The sequence below is a fragment of the Hypericibacter sp. genome (assembly GCF_050729195.1).
In the GTDB taxonomy this organism is placed as follows: Bacteria; Pseudomonadota; Alphaproteobacteria; order Dongiales; family Dongiaceae; genus Hypericibacter.
In genome coordinates this window covers 13799-29866 of sequence record NZ_JBOHKS010000112.1, presented here as the reverse complement: position 1 = coordinate 29866, position 16068 = coordinate 13799, and the positions used below count along the sequence as shown (strand labels likewise).

General features: G+C 67.0%; 12 protein-coding genes. 3 read left to right on the top strand and 9 right to left on the bottom strand.

Features of this window, described 5'->3' with window-relative positions; all coding sequences use genetic code 11:
- The first annotated feature begins 31 nt into the window (after positions 1-31).
- The 3 genes from ACREE8_RS08455 to ACREE8_RS08445 all read left to right on the top strand — a co-directional run bounded on the left by ACREE8_RS08455 (position 32) and on the right by ACREE8_RS08445 (position 4035).
- Entirely contained in the window at positions 32-2743 is a 2712-nt protein-coding gene (locus tag ACREE8_RS08455; protein WP_431572546.1) for a DUF4118 domain-containing protein, read from the top strand.
- Complete coding sequence (locus ACREE8_RS08450; RefSeq protein WP_431572545.1) at positions 2740-3429, top strand: response regulator; 690 nt, start codon at positions 2740-2742, stop codon at positions 3427-3429. Before ACREE8_RS08455 ends, ACREE8_RS08450 begins: the two co-directional genes overlap by 4 nt.
- A gap of 129 nt (positions 3430-3558) precedes the next feature.
- Positions 3559-4035, top strand: a complete 477-nt coding sequence (locus ACREE8_RS08445) for a hypothetical protein (RefSeq protein ID WP_431572544.1) — start codon at positions 3559-3561, stop codon at positions 4033-4035.
- A 27-nt stretch (positions 4036-4062) separates the two neighbouring features.
- Here the strand turns inward: ACREE8_RS08445 and ACREE8_RS08440 are convergent, their stop codons facing one another.
- The 9 genes from ACREE8_RS08440 to ACREE8_RS08400 all read right to left on the bottom strand — a co-directional run bounded on the left by ACREE8_RS08440 (position 4063) and on the right by ACREE8_RS08400 (position 15725).
- Entirely contained in the window at positions 4063-6030 is a 1968-nt protein-coding gene (locus ACREE8_RS08440) for a sensor histidine kinase (protein ID WP_431572543.1), read from the bottom strand.
- Between the two features lie 215 nt (positions 6031-6245).
- Positions 6246-7256 carry a branched-chain amino acid ABC transporter permease gene (locus ACREE8_RS08435; RefSeq protein WP_431572542.1) on the bottom strand — a complete coding sequence of 337 codons (1011 nt, stop codon included), beginning with the start codon at positions 7254-7256 and terminating at the stop codon, positions 6246-6248.
- The gene (locus tag ACREE8_RS08430) at positions 7253-8131 is read right to left on the bottom strand and encodes a branched-chain amino acid ABC transporter permease (RefSeq protein WP_431572541.1); all 879 of its coding nucleotides are present in this window, start codon (positions 8129-8131) and stop codon (positions 7253-7255) included. The genes ACREE8_RS08435 and ACREE8_RS08430 overlap by 4 nt, the downstream gene beginning before the upstream one ends.
- A gap of 7 nt (positions 8132-8138) precedes the next feature.
- Entirely contained in the window at positions 8139-8855 is a 717-nt protein-coding gene (locus ACREE8_RS08425) for an ABC transporter ATP-binding protein (RefSeq protein ID WP_431572540.1), read from the bottom strand.
- 3 nt (positions 8856-8858) lie between these two features.
- Positions 8859-9659: an ABC transporter ATP-binding protein gene (locus ACREE8_RS08420; RefSeq protein ID WP_431572539.1), complete on the bottom strand. Its 801-nt coding sequence runs from the start codon at positions 9657-9659 to the stop codon at positions 8859-8861.
- A 114-nt stretch (positions 9660-9773) separates the two neighbouring features.
- A complete protein-coding gene (locus tag ACREE8_RS08415; protein WP_431572538.1) occupies positions 9774-11120 on the bottom strand; it encodes an ABC transporter substrate-binding protein in 1347 nt (448 codons plus the stop codon).
- A gap of 82 nt (positions 11121-11202) precedes the next feature.
- A complete protein-coding gene (locus tag ACREE8_RS08410; protein WP_431572537.1) occupies positions 11203-12303 on the bottom strand; it encodes a class II histone deacetylase in 1101 nt (366 codons plus the stop codon).
- Positions 12304-12459: 156 nt separating this feature from the next.
- Entirely contained in the window at positions 12460-15222 is a 2763-nt protein-coding gene (locus ACREE8_RS08405; RefSeq protein WP_431572536.1) for a LuxR C-terminal-related transcriptional regulator, read from the bottom strand.
- 155 nt (positions 15223-15377) lie between these two features.
- The gene (locus ACREE8_RS08400; protein ID WP_431572535.1) at positions 15378-15725 is read right to left on the bottom strand and encodes a DUF1127 domain-containing protein; all 348 of its coding nucleotides are present in this window, start codon (positions 15723-15725) and stop codon (positions 15378-15380) included.
- Between the last annotated feature and the right edge of the window lie 343 nt (positions 15726-16068).

Genomic DNA, 16068 nt, shown 5'->3' with positions numbered 1-16068 from the left:
TAAGCCCGTTGGCCTCGGCTAGACTGATCCCATGGCCGCCTCCGACCCTCCCGATGCCGACCGACGTCCCTCGCCCGACGCGCTCCTGGCCGCGGCCCAGGCCGAATCGCGCGGCCGGCTGAAGATCTTCCTGGGTGCGGCACCCGGCGTCGGCAAGACCTACGAGATGCTGCAGGCGGCCCGGCGCAAGCGCGCCGAGGGCGTCGATGTCGTGATCGGCGTGGTCGAGACCCATGGGCGGCGCGAGACCGAGGCGATGATCGAAGGGCTCGAGGTGCCGCCGCGCCGCTCTGTCTCCTACAAGGGAAAGACCCTGCAGGAGATGGATGTCGACGGACTGCTGAAGCGCCGACCGAAGCTGGCGCTGGTCGACGAGCTGGCCCATACCAACGCCCCCGGCAGCCGCCATCTCAAGCGCTTCCAGGATGTCGAAGACCTGCTCGCGGCCGGGATCGATGTCTATGCCACGATCAACATCCAGCATATCGAGAGCCTGAACGATGTGGTCGCGCGCATCACCCGCATCCGCGTGCGCGAGACGGTGCCCGACAGCGTCATCGACCGCGCCGACGAGATCGAGATCATCGACATCACGCCCGAGGAGCTGATCAAACGGCTCAAGGAGGGCAAGGTCTATGTCCGCGAGGCGGCCGAGCGCGCTGTCCGACATTTTTTCCAGCCCGGCAATCTCACGGCGCTGCGCGAGCTGGCGCTGCGCCGCACGGCCGAGCGCGTCGACGACCAGATGCTCGATTATATGCGGGCCCATGCGATCCAGGGCCCCTGGGCCGCGGGCGACCGCGTGCTGGTCTGCGTCAATGAACGGCCCAACGCCGAGGGCGCGGTGCGCTATGGCAAGCGGCTCGCGGACCGGCTGCGCGCGCCCTGGCAGGCCGTCTATATCGAGGGACCGCGCCATCAGCGGCTGAGCGAGGCCGATCGCGACCGGATCGCGAAGACCTTGCGGCTGGCCGAGCGACTCGGCGCCGACACACATTATCTGCCCGGCGCCCGGGTCGCCGACGCGCTCCTCGCCTATGCGCGCGACAACAACATCACCCAGATCGTGGTGGCGAAATCGCCGCGCCCACGCTGGTTCGAGATCGTCTATGGCTCGATCGTGCATGACCTGGCCGCGAAGGCCGGCAGCATCGTGGTCCATGTCGTACCGGGTGAAACGCAGGACCCTGCCAGCACGGCGGAAGCGCCGCCCCGGCCTCATGAGCCGGTCAAGGTCTGGTCTTATGCACGGGCCCTGCTGCTGGTGGCGGCGGCCACCGCGCTGGGCGAGATGGTTCAGGAACTGGTCAATATCCAGAGCCTGTCGCTGATCTATCTCGCGGCCGTGCTGATCAGCGCCATCCGCGACGGGTTGATGCCGGCGCTGGCGACGGCGCTGCTCAGCTCGCTCGCCTATAATTTCTTCTTCACCCCGCCGCTTTACACCCTCACCGTCACCGATCCCGAGAATGTGGTGGCGCTGGTTTTCTTCACCCTGACGGCGCTCATGACCGGCGGTCTGGCCGGCCGCGCCCGGATCCAGGCGGAAGCCGCGCGCCATCGCGCCGCCGCCATCAGCGAGCTCTATGGCTTCAGCCGCAAGCTCGCCGGCATCGCCAGCATGGACGATCTGCTCTGGGCGTCGGCACATCAGATCGCCTCGATGTTGAAGGTCGAGGTCGTGCTCCTGACACCCAAGCCCGAGGGGCTCGTGGTCAGAGCCGGTTTCCCGCCGGAGGACCGCCTGGATGATTCCGACCTCGCCGCCGCGCAATGGACCTGGGATCACAATCGTGCGGCCGGCCGCGGCTCCGACACGCTGCCCGGCGCCAAACGTCTGTTCCTGCCGATGACGACCGCGAGCGGCAAACTGGGCGTGGTCGGGATCACACGCGCGAAAGACGGCCTGTTGCTGACCTCCGAGCAACGCCGCCTCCTCGATGCCCTGATCGATCAGATCGCGGTCGCGATGGAGCGCGTCAAGCTCGCCGAGAGCGCCGACGAGGCCCGCGTCTTCTCGGAGACCGAACGGCTGCGCGCCGCGCTCCTGACCTCGATCTCGCATGATCTGCGGACGCCGCTTGCGACCATCATGGGCACGATCTCGAGCCTGCGCACCTATGGCGCGCTCTATGACGACGCCACGCGCGAGGAGATGCTGGCAGCGGCGCAGGAGGAAGGCGAGCGGCTCAACCGCTTCGTCGCCAATCTGCTCGACATGACCCGGCTCGACACCGGCGCCCTCGAGCTCAAGCGCGAGCCGATCGATCTCGGCGACCTGATCGGGACGGCGCTGCGCCGCGCCGGCCCGATGATCGGTAATCGCAAGGTGGATGTCACGATCGAGCCCGACCTGCCGCTGCTGAAGCTCGATTTCGTCCTGATGGAGCAGGTGCTCGTCAATCTGCTCGACAATGCGGCAAAATACGGCCCGCCCCAGTCGCGGATCGGGATTCGGGCCCGGAGAGAGAATGGCCAGGTGACGATCGAGATCATGGATGAAGGTTCCGGCATCCCCGAGGACGCGCTGGAGCGCATCTTCGACAAGTTCTTCCGGGTCAAGGCCGCGGACCGGCAGCGCGCCGGCACGGGGCTCGGGCTCGCCATCTGCCGCGGTTTCGTCGAGGCCATGGGCGGGACCATCGTCGCGGAGAACCGCACCGACCGTTCGGGCGCCATCTTCCGCATCGCCCTGCCGATGTCCGCAGCCTTCGAGACGGCGGGAGCCGCGGCCCTGTCATGACCAGCGACCGCGCCACCGTGCTGGTGATCGATGACGAGCCGCCGATCCGCCGGCTGCTGCGCACGACCCTGACAGCCCAGGATTACCGCGTGATCGAGGCGGCGGACGGGCGCGAGGGCATGAGCCTGCTGCGGCATGAGAAGCCGGATATCCTGCTCGTGGATCTGGGATTGCCGGACATCGACGGGCTGGAGCTCATCCGCATGATCCGCGCGGAATCGCCCGTGCCGATCGTCGTGCTCTCCAGCCGTGACGACGAGAAGGGCAAGGTCGAGGCGCTCGATCTCGGCGCCGACGATTACGTGACCAAGCCGTTCGGCATGGAGGAGCTGGTGGCGCGGCTGCGCACTGCGCTCCGCCACCGGCTGCAGCAGCAGGGCGGCCGTCCGTTGTTCCATAGCGGCGACCTCACCGTCGATCTGGTGCGCCGGATCGTGACGGTGCGCGGCGAGGAGGTGAAGCTCTCGCCCAAGGAATACGACCTGCTGCAGCAGTTCGTGGTCCATGCCGGCAAGGTGCTGACCCACCGCCATCTGCTGCGCGAGGTCTGGAAGGACGAGAATGGCGGCGACGTGCAGTATCTGCGCGTCTATGTGCGCCAGCTCCGCCAGAAGATCGAAACCGACCCCGAGCGCCCGGCCCTGATCCTGACCGAGCCCGGCGTGGGCTATCGGCTGCAGGTCTAGCCGGCATACCCCTCCCGCGCGAGGCCGCATGCTGTTGGCCTCGCAGCATTTCCCGTCTAAGCTCCCCGCCGGTGTGTTGGGAAATGGCCGCTTGACCCTGCGATGGCCAGGCGCCGACAGGAGGAGCTGATGTCGCGAGCCCGGATCATCGTCACCGCTTTTGCCCTCGCCGCCTCCTTGGCCGGCTGGGGCTGCGCCCAGACCAGCAACGGCGGTGAGACGCTTCCCTCGATCGAGAGTTCCAGCCGCATGGAGGATTCCGGCGATTGGAGCGCGCATCTGCCGTCGGTCTATCCGGGGCTGGTGGCCTGCATGAATGCCCATCCGTCCCAGCCCTCCTATGTCGGCGACGTGGCGCTCCAGGATGGCGGCATGATCGAGGTCCACACCGTGGGTTCCGACGGCGCGGTCTTCAAATGCACCGTGGCAGAATCCGGCGGCGCTCCCAGCGCCAACGAGCCCGACGATGGCGCCCTGATGAAGGGGCCTTATTTCTATCCCGCGTCCCATGTCGGCCCCGTCAGCGCCTGCACCGCCACCAATTCCGAGACCGTCTTCACCACCGACAAGGATCTGATCGGCTGGCTGGCCTGGCCCAGCTGCTGAAAACGGACCACCTGCGGCGCTTCAGGGTCAGGCGGCCAGCGGGAGATAGCAGGTCACGGTGGTGCCGAGACCGGGTCTGCTCTCGATCGCGATGCGTCCGCCATTGATCTCGATCAGGCGCTTGGCATAGGCGAGCCCGAGACCGAGCCCCGTGGTGCTGCGTGTCAGCACCGCCTCGGCCTGCCAGAAGGGATCGAAGACATGATCGAGATGTTCGGGCGCGATGCCGACGCCGCTGTCCTCGATCCGGATGGCGAGTTCGCGGCCCACCGGCGTCGGCGCGCGAAGCTTGATAGTGCCGCCCGGATTCGTGAATTTGATCGCGTTCGAGAGTAGCTGCACGAGAACCCGCCGGATCGCGGCCCCGTCCACGATGACCGGCGGCAGCGGCTCGGCGATCGCGGTTTGAATCCGCAGGCCCTTGCTGGCGGCACGCTGCTCGACCATCTGGACCGCGCCCCGGATGATCTCGCCGATATCGGTCGACTTCACCTCGGGCGTATAGCTGCGCGTATCCACCTGCACATAGGCCAGGATGGCATCGATATGGCCCAACAGCATCCGGCCGGCACCGTGAATTTCGCCGGCGTAGCTGGCGAGCGTTTCGCGCGAGGCCGACGCCGGCATCGCCGACAGCAGCTCCGAGAATCCCAGCACGGCATTGAGCGGCGTGCGCAGCTCATGGCTCATGTTGGAAAGGAACTCGGATTTGGCGTGGTTGGCGGCCAGCGCCGCCTCGCGCTCCTCGGCATATTGCACATTGGCGATCTCGAGGCCGCGGGCCTGCTTCTCGAGCAACGCCGCCTGCTCCTTCAGCTCGCGCTCATGCTCGGCGAGGTTCACCGCCATGTCGTTGAAGGCCTTGCCGATCTGAGCGATGTCGTCGTCGCCGGTCACGGCCGCGCGCGCATCGCGATCGCCCTGGCTGAAGGCGCGAAGGTTCTCGGCCACCTTCTGCAGGGGCGCCAGCACCCGCCGCGTCGACCAGAGCGAGATCCCGGCCGCGAGCCCGATCAGCACGATCGAGAACAGCAGGCCGTAGAGGGCGTTGCTCCGAGCACCTTTCTCGATCGCATCGAGCGACCAAAGCTGCGCGAGGCGCCAGCCGAGCTGCGGCAGCTCGCCCACCGCCATCAGATAGCGCGTGTCGCGGCCGTCGATCGGAATCGAGACCTCGACGGGCACGGGGACCTTTGACGCCGATTCCGAGAGGGCCGTGACGATGGCCGTCTGCTCGGTGGCATCGAGGCCGGAACTGGAGAGCAGGGTACCGGCGCGATCCAGGAGGATCGCATGCGCCTCCGGCCGTTCGCCGATGGTCATCTCGTTCAGCAGATTGGCGACCGGAATGGCGCCTCCCAGGGCGCCGACGACGCTGCCGACCGAATCGCGGATGGGCACCAGGGAGACGACGATGCGGGTGCCCGTGGCCCGGCTGATGACGATATCGCTGAAGGCGTTATCGCCGCGCTTGATCGCTTCAAAGAAAGGCCGATCCCGGATATTGAAGCGCTCGCCATGCGTGCCGACGACGTTGCCGTCGAGATCGTTGAGATAGAGCCCGTCGAAGAATCCGAGAAGCTGGCCCTCGCTCTCGGTCAGCTCGCGCATATTGCCGAGGAGATCGTCCTGCGTGACGCTCATCGAGCGGGCAATGCCGCTGAGGATCAGTTGCCGCTCGGCGAAGAACCGTTCGAGGCGCTGCTCGTCGAGGGCGATCTCGCGCTGCATATTGGCGCGATAGAGGCTCTTCACCGTCGCCAGCGAGTAGGCATAGTGGAAGGCCAGGATCGCCAGGGCCGCGATCGTCAGCGGCAGCACCGCCGCCGTGACATTGCGGAGATAGAGCCCCGCGGCTGCCCCGCGATATCGCCGCCACCAGGCCAGGAGCCGACGCCACGCGGTCGCGGACGAGGCCTCGCGCCTGCGATCCGTGCCAAGCTGTCCGATTTCCGCTGTGGCTTCCGATCCTTGCGATCGGTGGCGTTCCCGCATTTTCGGCTTGCCCCGGCGCTACCCTCCCGCCAGGCCAATCCCCCTTTTCCCTCGGACGGGAAATGGGGTCCTTAACCCGAAGCGACAAGACCGCCGGCCGGAAACATGCCGCAACCGGTGATGGCGGCTGAAAGACAAGTCATTTCAACCGGAAAAAGTTAACGCGCGCTTGCCGGCGATGGTCCCGGATCGGAATCGAGTGGAGCCGCCCGCGGTCAGCCCCCGCCCGGCGCCGCGGCCGGCTTGGCGGGCCGCAGGCGGCGCCAGAGATCCTCGAAGGCACCGGTCAGGCCGCGCCGGAACAGCACGACGAAGAGGATCAGGATGAGGCCCAACCCGATATCGCGCCAGTCGCCGAGCTCGCGCACGCCCTCATCGGCCAGCATCAGCAACAGGGCGCCGAGGACCGGCCCCCAGATGCGGCCGAGCCCGCCCACCACCATCATCGACAGCAGCAGCAGAAGCTGGGAGATCGAGAAGACGGTGGGGCCGACCACGGAAAACTGTGCGGCATAGAAGCCGCCGGCGAGCCCGGTGAAGAAGGCCGACACCGCGAACACCCAGAGCTGATATTTGAACCGACTGATGCCGCGCGACATCGCATAGCCCGGATTGTCGCGCAGCGCCTGGAAGGCGAGACCGAGCGGTCCGCGGATTATGACGATCGAGACGATGATCGCGAGCGCCAGCAGAACCAGCCCCAGATAGTAGTGGGCGATATACCATTTGGAGCCGAGCAGCGCGCGGAATCCGAGATCGCCGAAGCGCGAGATGCCGCGAACCCCGCCGAACAACGGCATGCAGCCCGAGGGCGGGTTCGTGAAGCAGTCGGTGTCGTTGACGATCAGCAGATAGAGCATCTGCGCGATGGCGAGCGTCAGCAGCGCGACATAGGGGCCGCGAAGCCTGAGGCAGGCGAGCCCGATGATCACGCTGAGAATGACGACAATGATAGCAGCCGCCAGCATCGCAAGCGCGATGGGCACGCCCCAATAGTAGCCCAGCATCGCCGTCGTATAGGCACCGGCCGCGAACAGCGCCATCTGCGCCAGCGAGAAGATGCCGGCCACGCCCAGCACCAGGTTCCATTGCGTCACCACGATCGCCCAGATGAAGAACAACGTCGTCTGGGTGATGATGTAGCGCGTCGAGGTCAGATAGGGGACGGTCGCCGCCAGGACGACCAGGATGACGGTGACGAGGAGGTCGCGGCGCAAGGGGCTCATAGACGCACCACCTGCTTGCGGCCGAACAAGCCGTAAGGCCGCCAGATCAGCACGATGATGACGAGGAACAGCAGCAGAGCGAAGCTGTACTGGACGCCCAGATTATACTGCAGCGTCGCCTCGAGCAGGCCGAGCGCGATCGCGGCGATGACGGCGCCCGTGACATTGCCGAGCCCGGCCACGATGCAGATGATGAAGGCCTTGAGCATGGGATCGCCGCCCATGTTGGGCAGGAGCGAATAGAGCGAGCTCACCATGATGCCGGAGACGGCGGCGAGGCCGCCCGAGAGCGCCAGCACCACCGCATAGATCCAGCCGACCCGCACGCCCATCAGCTGCGCCGCCTCGCGGTTCTGGGCGGTGGCGCGGATGGCGCGGCCGAGGCGCGAGCGCTTGAGCAGCAGCGCCATCGCAACCATCAGAACGAGGGCCACGCCCAGGATCATGATGTTCTGATTCGGGATATGGACATGGCCGATGACGATGTCGCCGGGGATCTGCAGCGATTGCGGTTGCGGCTGCGGCCCGAACATCCTGAGGATGACATTCTCCACGATGGCGCCGAAGCCGATCGTGGCGATGAAGACGCCGGTCTCGAACTGGGCCGAGCCCAGCATGGGGGCTGCAGTGCAGATATAGATCAGCAGCCCGACCAGCCCGCAGACGACGACCGCCGCCAGCACGCCCACGATGGCGGGCATTCCCAGCGCCGTCATCGTGTAAAAGCAGATATAGCCGCCCAGCGCCAGCAAGGCGCCATGCGCCATGTTCAGCATGTTGAGCGAGCCATAAACCAGCGACAGCCCGACGGTGGAGACCGCATACATGGCGCCCAGCGTGAGGCCCGAGGCGATGATCTGGATGACGACGTCCATGCGCGGTTCAGCCCCCCAGATAGGTCGCGAGGATTTCGGGCCGCGCCATCAGCTCGGGGCCCGCCCCCGACCAGACGAACTCGCCATGATCGAGCAGATGGATGCGGTCGGCCTTGTCGGCGACACGGGCGGCACTTTCCTCGACCAGGAGGATGGTGCGGCCTGAGGCGCGCAAGGCCGATATCACCTCGTAGATCTGGTCGATGATGATCGGCGCCAGTCCCAGCGACGGCTCGTCCAGCAGCAGCAGCCTTGCGTCCGCCATGAGGCCCCGGCCGATGCCCACCATGCGCCGTTCGCCGCCCGAGAGCGTGCTGGCGACCTGATGATGGCGCTCCTTGAGCTTGGGCAGAAGCGTGTAGACCTCGTCCAGCCGCTGCGCCATGAGGGCGGAAGCGGTGGGCAGATAAGCGCCCATCTGCAGATTCTCGAGCACCGTCATCTCGGGAAAGAGCATGTCGCCCTGCGGCACATGGACAACGCCGGCGGCCACGATCTGGTCGGGGCGCAGCCGGTCGATGCGGCGCTCGCCCAGCTGGATGCTGCCGCCGGTCAGCCGCAGCAGGCCCGAGACGGCGCGCAGCAGGGTCGATTTGCCATGACCGTTGGGGCCGACGATCGCGACCAGACTGCCCTCATCGACCGAGAGCGAGAGGCCGCGCAGCACATCCTGGCCGTGATAGCCCGCCGAGACATTGTCGATCTTGAGGAGCGCGCCGGCCATGGCTCAGGCCCCTGCCGGCGTTGCGAGCAGGGAGCCCAGCCGCTTGGAGGCACCCTCGCCGAGATAGACGTCGATGACGGTGCGGTCGCGTACCAGGCCCTGGGGCGAGCCCTCATAGATGCGCTCGCCGTGATGCAGGATCATCACGCGGGTCGAGAGCTGCACCAGGAAGCGCATGACATGCTCGATCAGGATGATGGTGATGCCGCTCGCGCGCAGGCTGCGGACCAGCGCCATCATCTGGTCGATCTCCTTGGGGTTGAGCCCGCCGACCGGCTCGTCCATCAGGAGCAGCTTGGGCGAGGTCGCGATCGCGCCTGCCAGCATCAGGAGCTTGCGATCCAGGACCGGCAGCTGTCCGGTGATGAGATGCTCGCGGCCCGCGAGCCCGACCGCGGCGATCGCGGCATCGACCTTGGCCTCGACCTCCTTGCCGATCGCGAGGCCGGGCACGCGCCGGTTGTTCCGGCCGAAATAGGCCGCGACGCGGACATTGTCGCGCACGCTCAAAGAATCGAACCCAGCATTGAGCTGAAAGGTGCGGGCGACGCCGGCATGGCAGATCGCTTCCGGCGGCGCATGGGTGATGTCGTTGCCCTGGAGCAGGATGTTGCCGCGGGTCGCCGGATTGAGGCCCGAGATCACCTCGAACAAGGTCGTCTTGCCGGCGCCGTTGGGCCCGCCGATGCCCAGCACCTCGCCCTCGTTGACCTCGAAGGAGAGATCCTTGACGGCGGTCAGCGCACCGAACTGCTTGCTGACATTGTGGACCGACAGGAGGGGAGTCTGTTCAGAGGCTGCCATGTGATGAAGCTGCCGACGCTCCTGCAACAGGTCCGGGGATTCGTCCGACCCAGAAGGCGGCCGGTTCCCTCCCCGGGCGGGAAGGGAACCGTACCGTGCTTGTGCGCTCGGTCGTTAGGATTTGATCCAGGGCGGCGTCATGAACTTGCCGGTTCCGTAGGGCGGCGGCGCAATGAGGACCGGTCCCTTCGTATAGTCCTGGACCTGCAGGAACTGATGCGGCATGCCGAGCGACGGATCCTGCACCTGCGTCGGATAGCTGTAGGCCGACTGCCCATCGGGATCGAAACGGGTCACGCCGCAGACGCCACGCCAGATGAGCGCGCGCATCCGGTCCGCGACCTTGCGATTCTGCGCGTCGTTGCCGGGTTCCCCCGAACCGCCGGCAAGCGCCGCGGCCGTCGCCCAGACCATGGCGCCGTCATAGGACTGGGCCCCGGAGTTATGGCCGGCATTGGGCCCGAATTTCGCCTTGTAGCGCTTCTCGAAGGCGTTGCCGATATCGTCCTGGAGACAGCCGATGACGGTGGCGAAGAGGACGCCGTTGGTCGCTTCCTTGCCGATCTCGCGGAAGGCCGGCACCGACGGGCCGTACTGCATATAGACCAGCGACGGCGTCGGGTTGGGCGCGAACTGCACCGCGAACTGGGCCAGGTCGGCCGGCAGGAAATGGGTGATGCAGATGACCGAGGGCGGGTCCTGGCGGATCTTGGCGAGCACCGGGCCCCATTCGGAGATCGGCACGTTCACCGTCTCGAACAGACTGATCTCCCAGCCATAGTCCTTCGCCGTCTCCTTGACGGCGTTGGCGATGTTGGCGGCATAGACGCCGGCCGACAGGATCACCGCCATCTTGTTGTTGGTGCGCTTGTACTGCTTGGTCTCCTCGAGCCCTTGCACGAATTTGAGGAAGCCCGGCCCATACCAATATTCGGCCGGATCGCCCTCGAACGAGCCGAAATAGCGCTTGGGATCGGACTTCACCAGATTGGCGTGGCCGATGGTGGTGTCGTAATGGATATAGATGATCCCGGCATCGGCGACCGGATCCTGGATCGCGGCGCCCGAGCCGATGTTGTAGCCGTTGAGGATGGCGTGGACCGAATGCCGGTCGATCAGGCGCTGCACGGCCTGGACGTTGGTGGCATCGCCCATCTGCTTGGTGTCTTCGAAATAGGGCTCGAGCGGGCGGCCGAGGATGCCGCCGGCCGCGTTGATCTCCTCGCAGGCGAGCGTCAGCCCGTTCTTGAACTCGACGCCGTCGGCGGCGGCGAAATCCGTCAGCGGCGCGGCCTGGCCGACCGGGATCGGATCGCCCGCGGCCTTGGCGCCGTTATTGATCGACGCCAGGAGGGCGGTCGAGCCCGCGGCGATGGCGGCGGTTTTGCCGAAGAAACTGCGGCGTGACGGGATGGCCGGGCCGGAGTCGACGGCCTGTTCGGTCTCGGTCTTCTTGGTCATGGGTTGAATTCCTCCCTAACGGTGCCGGTTGTCCCCGGCGGTTTCTGCGACGTGATGCGATCTGGTGGTCGATATGGGCGGGTTACTTGATTCGCGACAACGCCAGCGCGGCCTTGTCGATGGCGCCCTCCTGGTGGGGCTGCAGATCCTGCCAGCCCCAGCGTTCCATGATCTTGAGCCAGGGATCCTCGACCGCGGTGCGCGAGCCGGCGAGCTGCTCCATGACCGCGAGCCCGCAATAGGGCACGTTGGTCGCCGAATAGCCGCCCTCATGCGACAGCACCAGCCGGCCGCCGCAGATATCGTCCGCGACCTCCATCAGCATCCGCGTCAATTCGCGATAGCCGCCGCTATGGATCATCATGCGGCCGAGAGGATCGGTGCCGCCGGCATCGAAGCCGGAGGGGACGACGATGAGCTCGGGCTTGAAGCGCTTGAGCGCCGGCACCACCACCCGCTCGAAGGCGGCGATATAGGCGCCCACGCCCGAGCCCGGCGGCATCGGGATGTTGAGATTATAGCCCTCGCCCGCCCCTTCGCCATTCTCCTCGACCATGCCGCTATCGACCGGGAAGAGACGGTCCTGGTGGATCGAGATGGTGAGGGTCGTGGAGTCCGCGTAGAAGGCCTGCTGCGTGCCGTTGCCGTGATGGACGTCCCAGTCGACCGTGGCGACGCGGCCGAGCTTGTGGGTCTTGCGCGCCTTCATGATGGCGACGGCGACATTGCCGAAGATGCAGAAGCCGCGGCCCTTGTCGCGCTCGGCATGATGGCCCGGCGGGCGCACCAGCGCATAGGCGTTGCGCACCTTGCCCTTCAGCACCGCGTCGATGGCGGCGTAGGTGCCGCCGGCCGCCAGCAGCGCGATCTCGAAGCTGCCCTGGCCGAAAGGCGTGAGCTCGCCGGCATCGCCGCCGCGCTCGGCACTCAAGGTTTTGATGCGCTCGATATGCTCGCCTGTGTGGAAAAGGGCGATGTCCGCTTCGCTCAAGGGCTCGGGCTTGATCGCCGTCAGCTGGCCCAGCAGGCCTGAGACCTCGAGCAGATTGCGGAAGCGGCGCTTGGTCGCCGGATTCTCGGCATGCTCGCCGGGCTCGATGGTCAATCCCGCCTGGAACACGCCGGCATAGGTGCCGGTGTCGTGCCAGAGATAAAGCTCGTGAAAGACCCATCCGGTGCTCATGGTCTGCCCAGCCTCCTTGTTCGGCCGTCGATCGTCGCGGGGGCGCGCGCGGATTTCGACTGTGCGGCGCACAAGCGCGCGCGGCAACGCCCCGGACAGGTAGGGGCGGTCGATATTTCGGCCCCACCCGAACGGGTGGGGACCGGCACCAGGAAATTATTGCTCGCGGATCGAGATCAGCCCGAGCCGCTCGGCGGCCACGATGGCCTGGGACCGGTTGTCGACCCCGAGCTTCCCGAAAATATTCTTGAGATGCCATTTCACCGTGTCGGGCGAGATGGTGAGATGGCGTGAAAGCTGATGGTTGCTGAAGCCGTTGCAGAGCAGCTTCACCACCTCGAGCTCGCGCTGGCTGAGATGGAGGGCGGGATGATCGGGCCGGGTCCGGGCCGGGCCCAGCCGCTGCGAACCGAAGGCGGATGCCAACCGGTCGAGATAGCGTCGTACCGGTTCAAGCTCGCCACCGATCAGATCGGCCGCCGCGCGGCTGACACAACGCCGCCGCAGCCGCTCGACCAGCTCGGCCACGGGCGCGCCCTCGTCGAGGAAGCTGCGCAGGAGATTCTGCCGGCGGGCCTCGACGATGGAGGACAGCAGCGCGCGCTCGGCCGCCTCGTTGCTGCCGGCCTTGAGGCCCGCGATCGCCGACAGCAGCCGGACCTGAAGCAGCCGCCGGCCGCGTCCCTGCTGCGCCAGCCGCGCCGTCAGCGTCTCCAGTGCCGCGACCGCGGCGCCCGAGCGGCCCTCGGCGATCCAGAGCCGTGCCAGTGCCAGCCGCTCGAGATCCGACGAGGGCACGGGTGCCACCGGCCGCGAGAACCGGCCCGTATCGGCATCGATGCCGAAATTCTGGATCGCGAGCCGGGCGCCCATGCGGTCGTCGCGGCTCAGCAGCAGCCGCACCCGCTCATGGAGCAGGCCCGCCCCCAGCCGCGTATGACGCACCCGCGTGCCGTGACGGCGCTCGCCGCGATCGAGACTGGCCAGCGCGGCATCGATGCGGCCCTGCGCCGCCTCGAGCCGGGCGCCCAGCACGGCGGCCACGGTTTCATGCGCCATCAGCGCGCTTTCCTCGACGATGTCGCGATATTCGTCGAGCGAGCGCGCGGCCACCTCGAGATTGTTCCATTCGTAATGCAGCTCGCCCTGGAACACGCCGACCAGGGCCGCGGCGTAGGAACCAGCGCCGAGCGATTCGTCGGCGATGCTGCGGGCGCGTGTGAAAAGGCCGCCCGCCTCTTTGAGGTCGCCCGCCGCCTTCTCGGTCAATCCCAGGATGAGATCGGCGTAAACGAGACCCAAGAGCGATTGCGATCGGACATGGCTGCGGCGCCCTGCATGACAGGCTTCGCGCGCGGCGGCCAGATTGCCCAACGAATATTCGCAGTAGGCCAGGATGTTCTTGAGCGCGCCGCTCAGGAAGGGTTGGTCCTCGGGCAGGTCGGGGATCCAGCGCCGCGCCAACGCGCGCGCGCGAGCCGAACGGTCGCTGGCGCTGACCACGCCGCACATCAGCACCCGCAATTCGCTCTGCCATTGCAGACGCTGTGCTTCGTCGGGGGTGGACTGGGCGATGGCCCGGCGCGCCAGGCGCAGCGCCCGGGCGGCTTCGATCGGCCGGTTGAACTGGAATTGCAGCCAGACCAGGCTCAGCAACAGGCGCGGACGGCGCTGCACCAGCGCTTCAGGCAGACGCCGCAGCCAGTCATTGAGGCGCAGCATGTGGCTCTGACGGATCAGATCCATGGCGCAGGCCTCGACCTTGTCGGCTGCTGCCTCGCCCGCATCGGCCGCCAGCAGGTGATGGATGGCGTCGGCGGTCTCGCCCGCGGCCTCGAGCCAGGCGGCGGCCTTGATGTGCAGGTCCGGAATCGCTTCCGGCTGGCGGCGCATCATCTGGTGGCGCAGGAAATCGCTGAAGAGATGATGATAGCGGAACCAGCGTTCCTCGCTGTCGAGCGGGACCAGGAACAGCCCGGCACGCTCGATGCGTTTCAGCATGTCCGCCGCTTCGGACGCGGTGAGATCGGCGAGGGCGCCCGCGAGATCCGCGTTCATGCGCTTGAGGAACGCCGTGCGCAGCATGAAGTCCTGCAGTGCGCGGGGCTGGCGCGTGAAGACGTCGCTGGCGAGGAAATCCGCGATGTCGCGGTCGGTGCCGGAGAAGCTGTCGATGAAGGCGCTGCGCTCGACCCGCCGTTCCAGCGACAGGGAGGCCAGCTGCAGGCCCGCGGCCCAGCCTTCGGTGCGGTGCTGCAGCACCACGAGATCGGCCGAGGAGAGCGCCAGGGCCCGCTGCGTATTGAGGAATTCCTGTGTCTCGTCGAGATCGAAGCGCAGGTCGGCCTCATGCAGCTCGGTCACCTGACCGCGCACCTTGAGCCGGGCGGCGGCCAGCGGCAGGGCGCCGCGGCCGGCGAGCACGAAATGCACCGAGGCCGGGGCGTAGGTCAGGAGGCTCTCGAGCGCCTGCAGCAGGGTCGGCTGGGTCAGCCAATGAACATCGTCGAGCATGACGGTGAAGCGGCCCTCGATGCGCGACAGATCGTTGACCAGGCTTGCGAGCGCCGGCGCCACCGGCAGGTTCGGGCTCGAGCGCAGCAGCGACACGGCACCCTTGCCGAGGCGCGGTTGGGCTGCCTGGATCGCGGCGATCAGATAGCAGAGAAAGCGGCCGACCTCGTCGTCATCCTCGTCGAGCGAGAGCCAGGCGACGGGAACGGCCTCCGTCTCGAGGCGACGGGCCCATTGCAGCAGGAGGGTGGTCTTGCCGAAGCCGGCGGGCGCCGCGATGGTGGTGAGGCGGCTGCCCTCGGCGCGCGCCAGGAGCGCATGCAGCCGCCGTCGATCGACCGCCGCGGCATTCAAGGGCGGCAGTCGGTATTTGGTGCCGATCAGGTTGAGATCGGATTGCCACATGGCTTGCGGCCTTGGCGGCCGCGCCCTCCCTTGCGCTGGTCCCGACCGCCTCTTCGAGGGCGGTTTGGAGCCGACTCTAGCGGCATGGGGGCGGGAGGCAAGGCCCGGCGGGCGTGGCGCCCGCCGAAACCCGGCAGTCGGAAGTGAAGCAGGCGTTAGGCGGCGCAGCCCACGCAGGGGTCGTGATCGTCGTTGTCGGCCTTCTTGGCGGCCGGAACCGTCTTTGTCGCCAGGCTGGAAACCGTGACCATATCGGGCGTGTCGCGCGGATCCTTCAGGCCATAGGCCACCATCACGATCTCGTCGCGACAGACGCCGATATCGCGCAACTGATGGTCGGTCAGCGCGCTCAGGGCCTCGAGCCCCTTGCGGCGCTCATGCCAGGCGAGCGCCTGGGCGGGCAAGGTGCCGAACGTGGAACGCAGCCCTTGCGCGACGGTGGTGAGAGTCTTGGAGAGGCCGTTCAGCCCCAGGGGTGACAGACCAAGAGACAAGCGAGTCATGAAAACCTCCTCGATAGACAGACTCGACGAAACAGGCGCCCGGAAAGGGCGTTGCCGGCCGCCCCTTGGCGGGGGCCGTTCCGTCGATGGATGGGCAGATCTCTATGCGGCTGACGCTGAAGGCGCCGTGGGGACCAGCGTGGTATCGGCGGGCCCAGCGAGGGAATTCCTGCTGGAGCGATCGTCGCGCCACTGGCCCCGGCTATCCGCAAAGGCCCGACCTTTCTTTAGGTCGGCGCCCCACCCGCCCTATTCAAGAGGACGCGGCAACGGAACGTGACGATTCCACTACGGAGCGTATGGAAATTTAGAAAGCTCTGCGCCCCAGCAATCGGACCGATCG

Coding starts and splice junctions, on each gene's coding strand:
- ACREE8_RS08455 (WP_431572546.1), top strand. CDS start 32: ATGGCCGCCTCCGACCCTCCCGATGCCGACCGACGTCCCTCGCCCGAC.
- ACREE8_RS08410 (WP_431572537.1), bottom strand. CDS start 12,303: ATGAGCACCGGATGGGTCTTTCACGAGCTTTATCTCTGGCACGACACC.
- ACREE8_RS08415 (WP_431572538.1), bottom strand. CDS start 11,120: ATGACCAAGAAGACCGAGACCGAACAGGCCGTCGACTCCGGCCCGGCC.
- ACREE8_RS08445 (WP_431572544.1), top strand. CDS start 3,559: ATGTCGCGAGCCCGGATCATCGTCACCGCTTTTGCCCTCGCCGCCTCC.
- ACREE8_RS08400 (WP_431572535.1), bottom strand. CDS start 15,725: ATGACTCGCTTGTCTCTTGGTCTGTCACCCCTGGGGCTGAACGGCCTC.
- ACREE8_RS08405 (WP_431572536.1), bottom strand. CDS start 15,222: ATGTGGCAATCCGATCTCAACCTGATCGGCACCAAATACCGACTGCCG.
- ACREE8_RS08440 (WP_431572543.1), bottom strand. CDS start 6,030: ATGCGGGAACGCCACCGATCGCAAGGATCGGAAGCCACAGCGGAAATC.
- ACREE8_RS08425 (WP_431572540.1), bottom strand. CDS start 8,855: ATGGCCGGCGCGCTCCTCAAGATCGACAATGTCTCGGCGGGCTATCAC.
- ACREE8_RS08430 (WP_431572541.1), bottom strand. CDS start 8,131: ATGGACGTCGTCATCCAGATCATCGCCTCGGGCCTCACGCTGGGCGCC.
- ACREE8_RS08450 (WP_431572545.1), top strand. CDS start 2,740: ATGACCAGCGACCGCGCCACCGTGCTGGTGATCGATGACGAGCCGCCG.
- ACREE8_RS08435 (WP_431572542.1), bottom strand. CDS start 7,256: ATGAGCCCCTTGCGCCGCGACCTCCTCGTCACCGTCATCCTGGTCGTC.
- ACREE8_RS08420 (WP_431572539.1), bottom strand. CDS start 9,659: ATGGCAGCCTCTGAACAGACTCCCCTCCTGTCGGTCCACAATGTCAGC.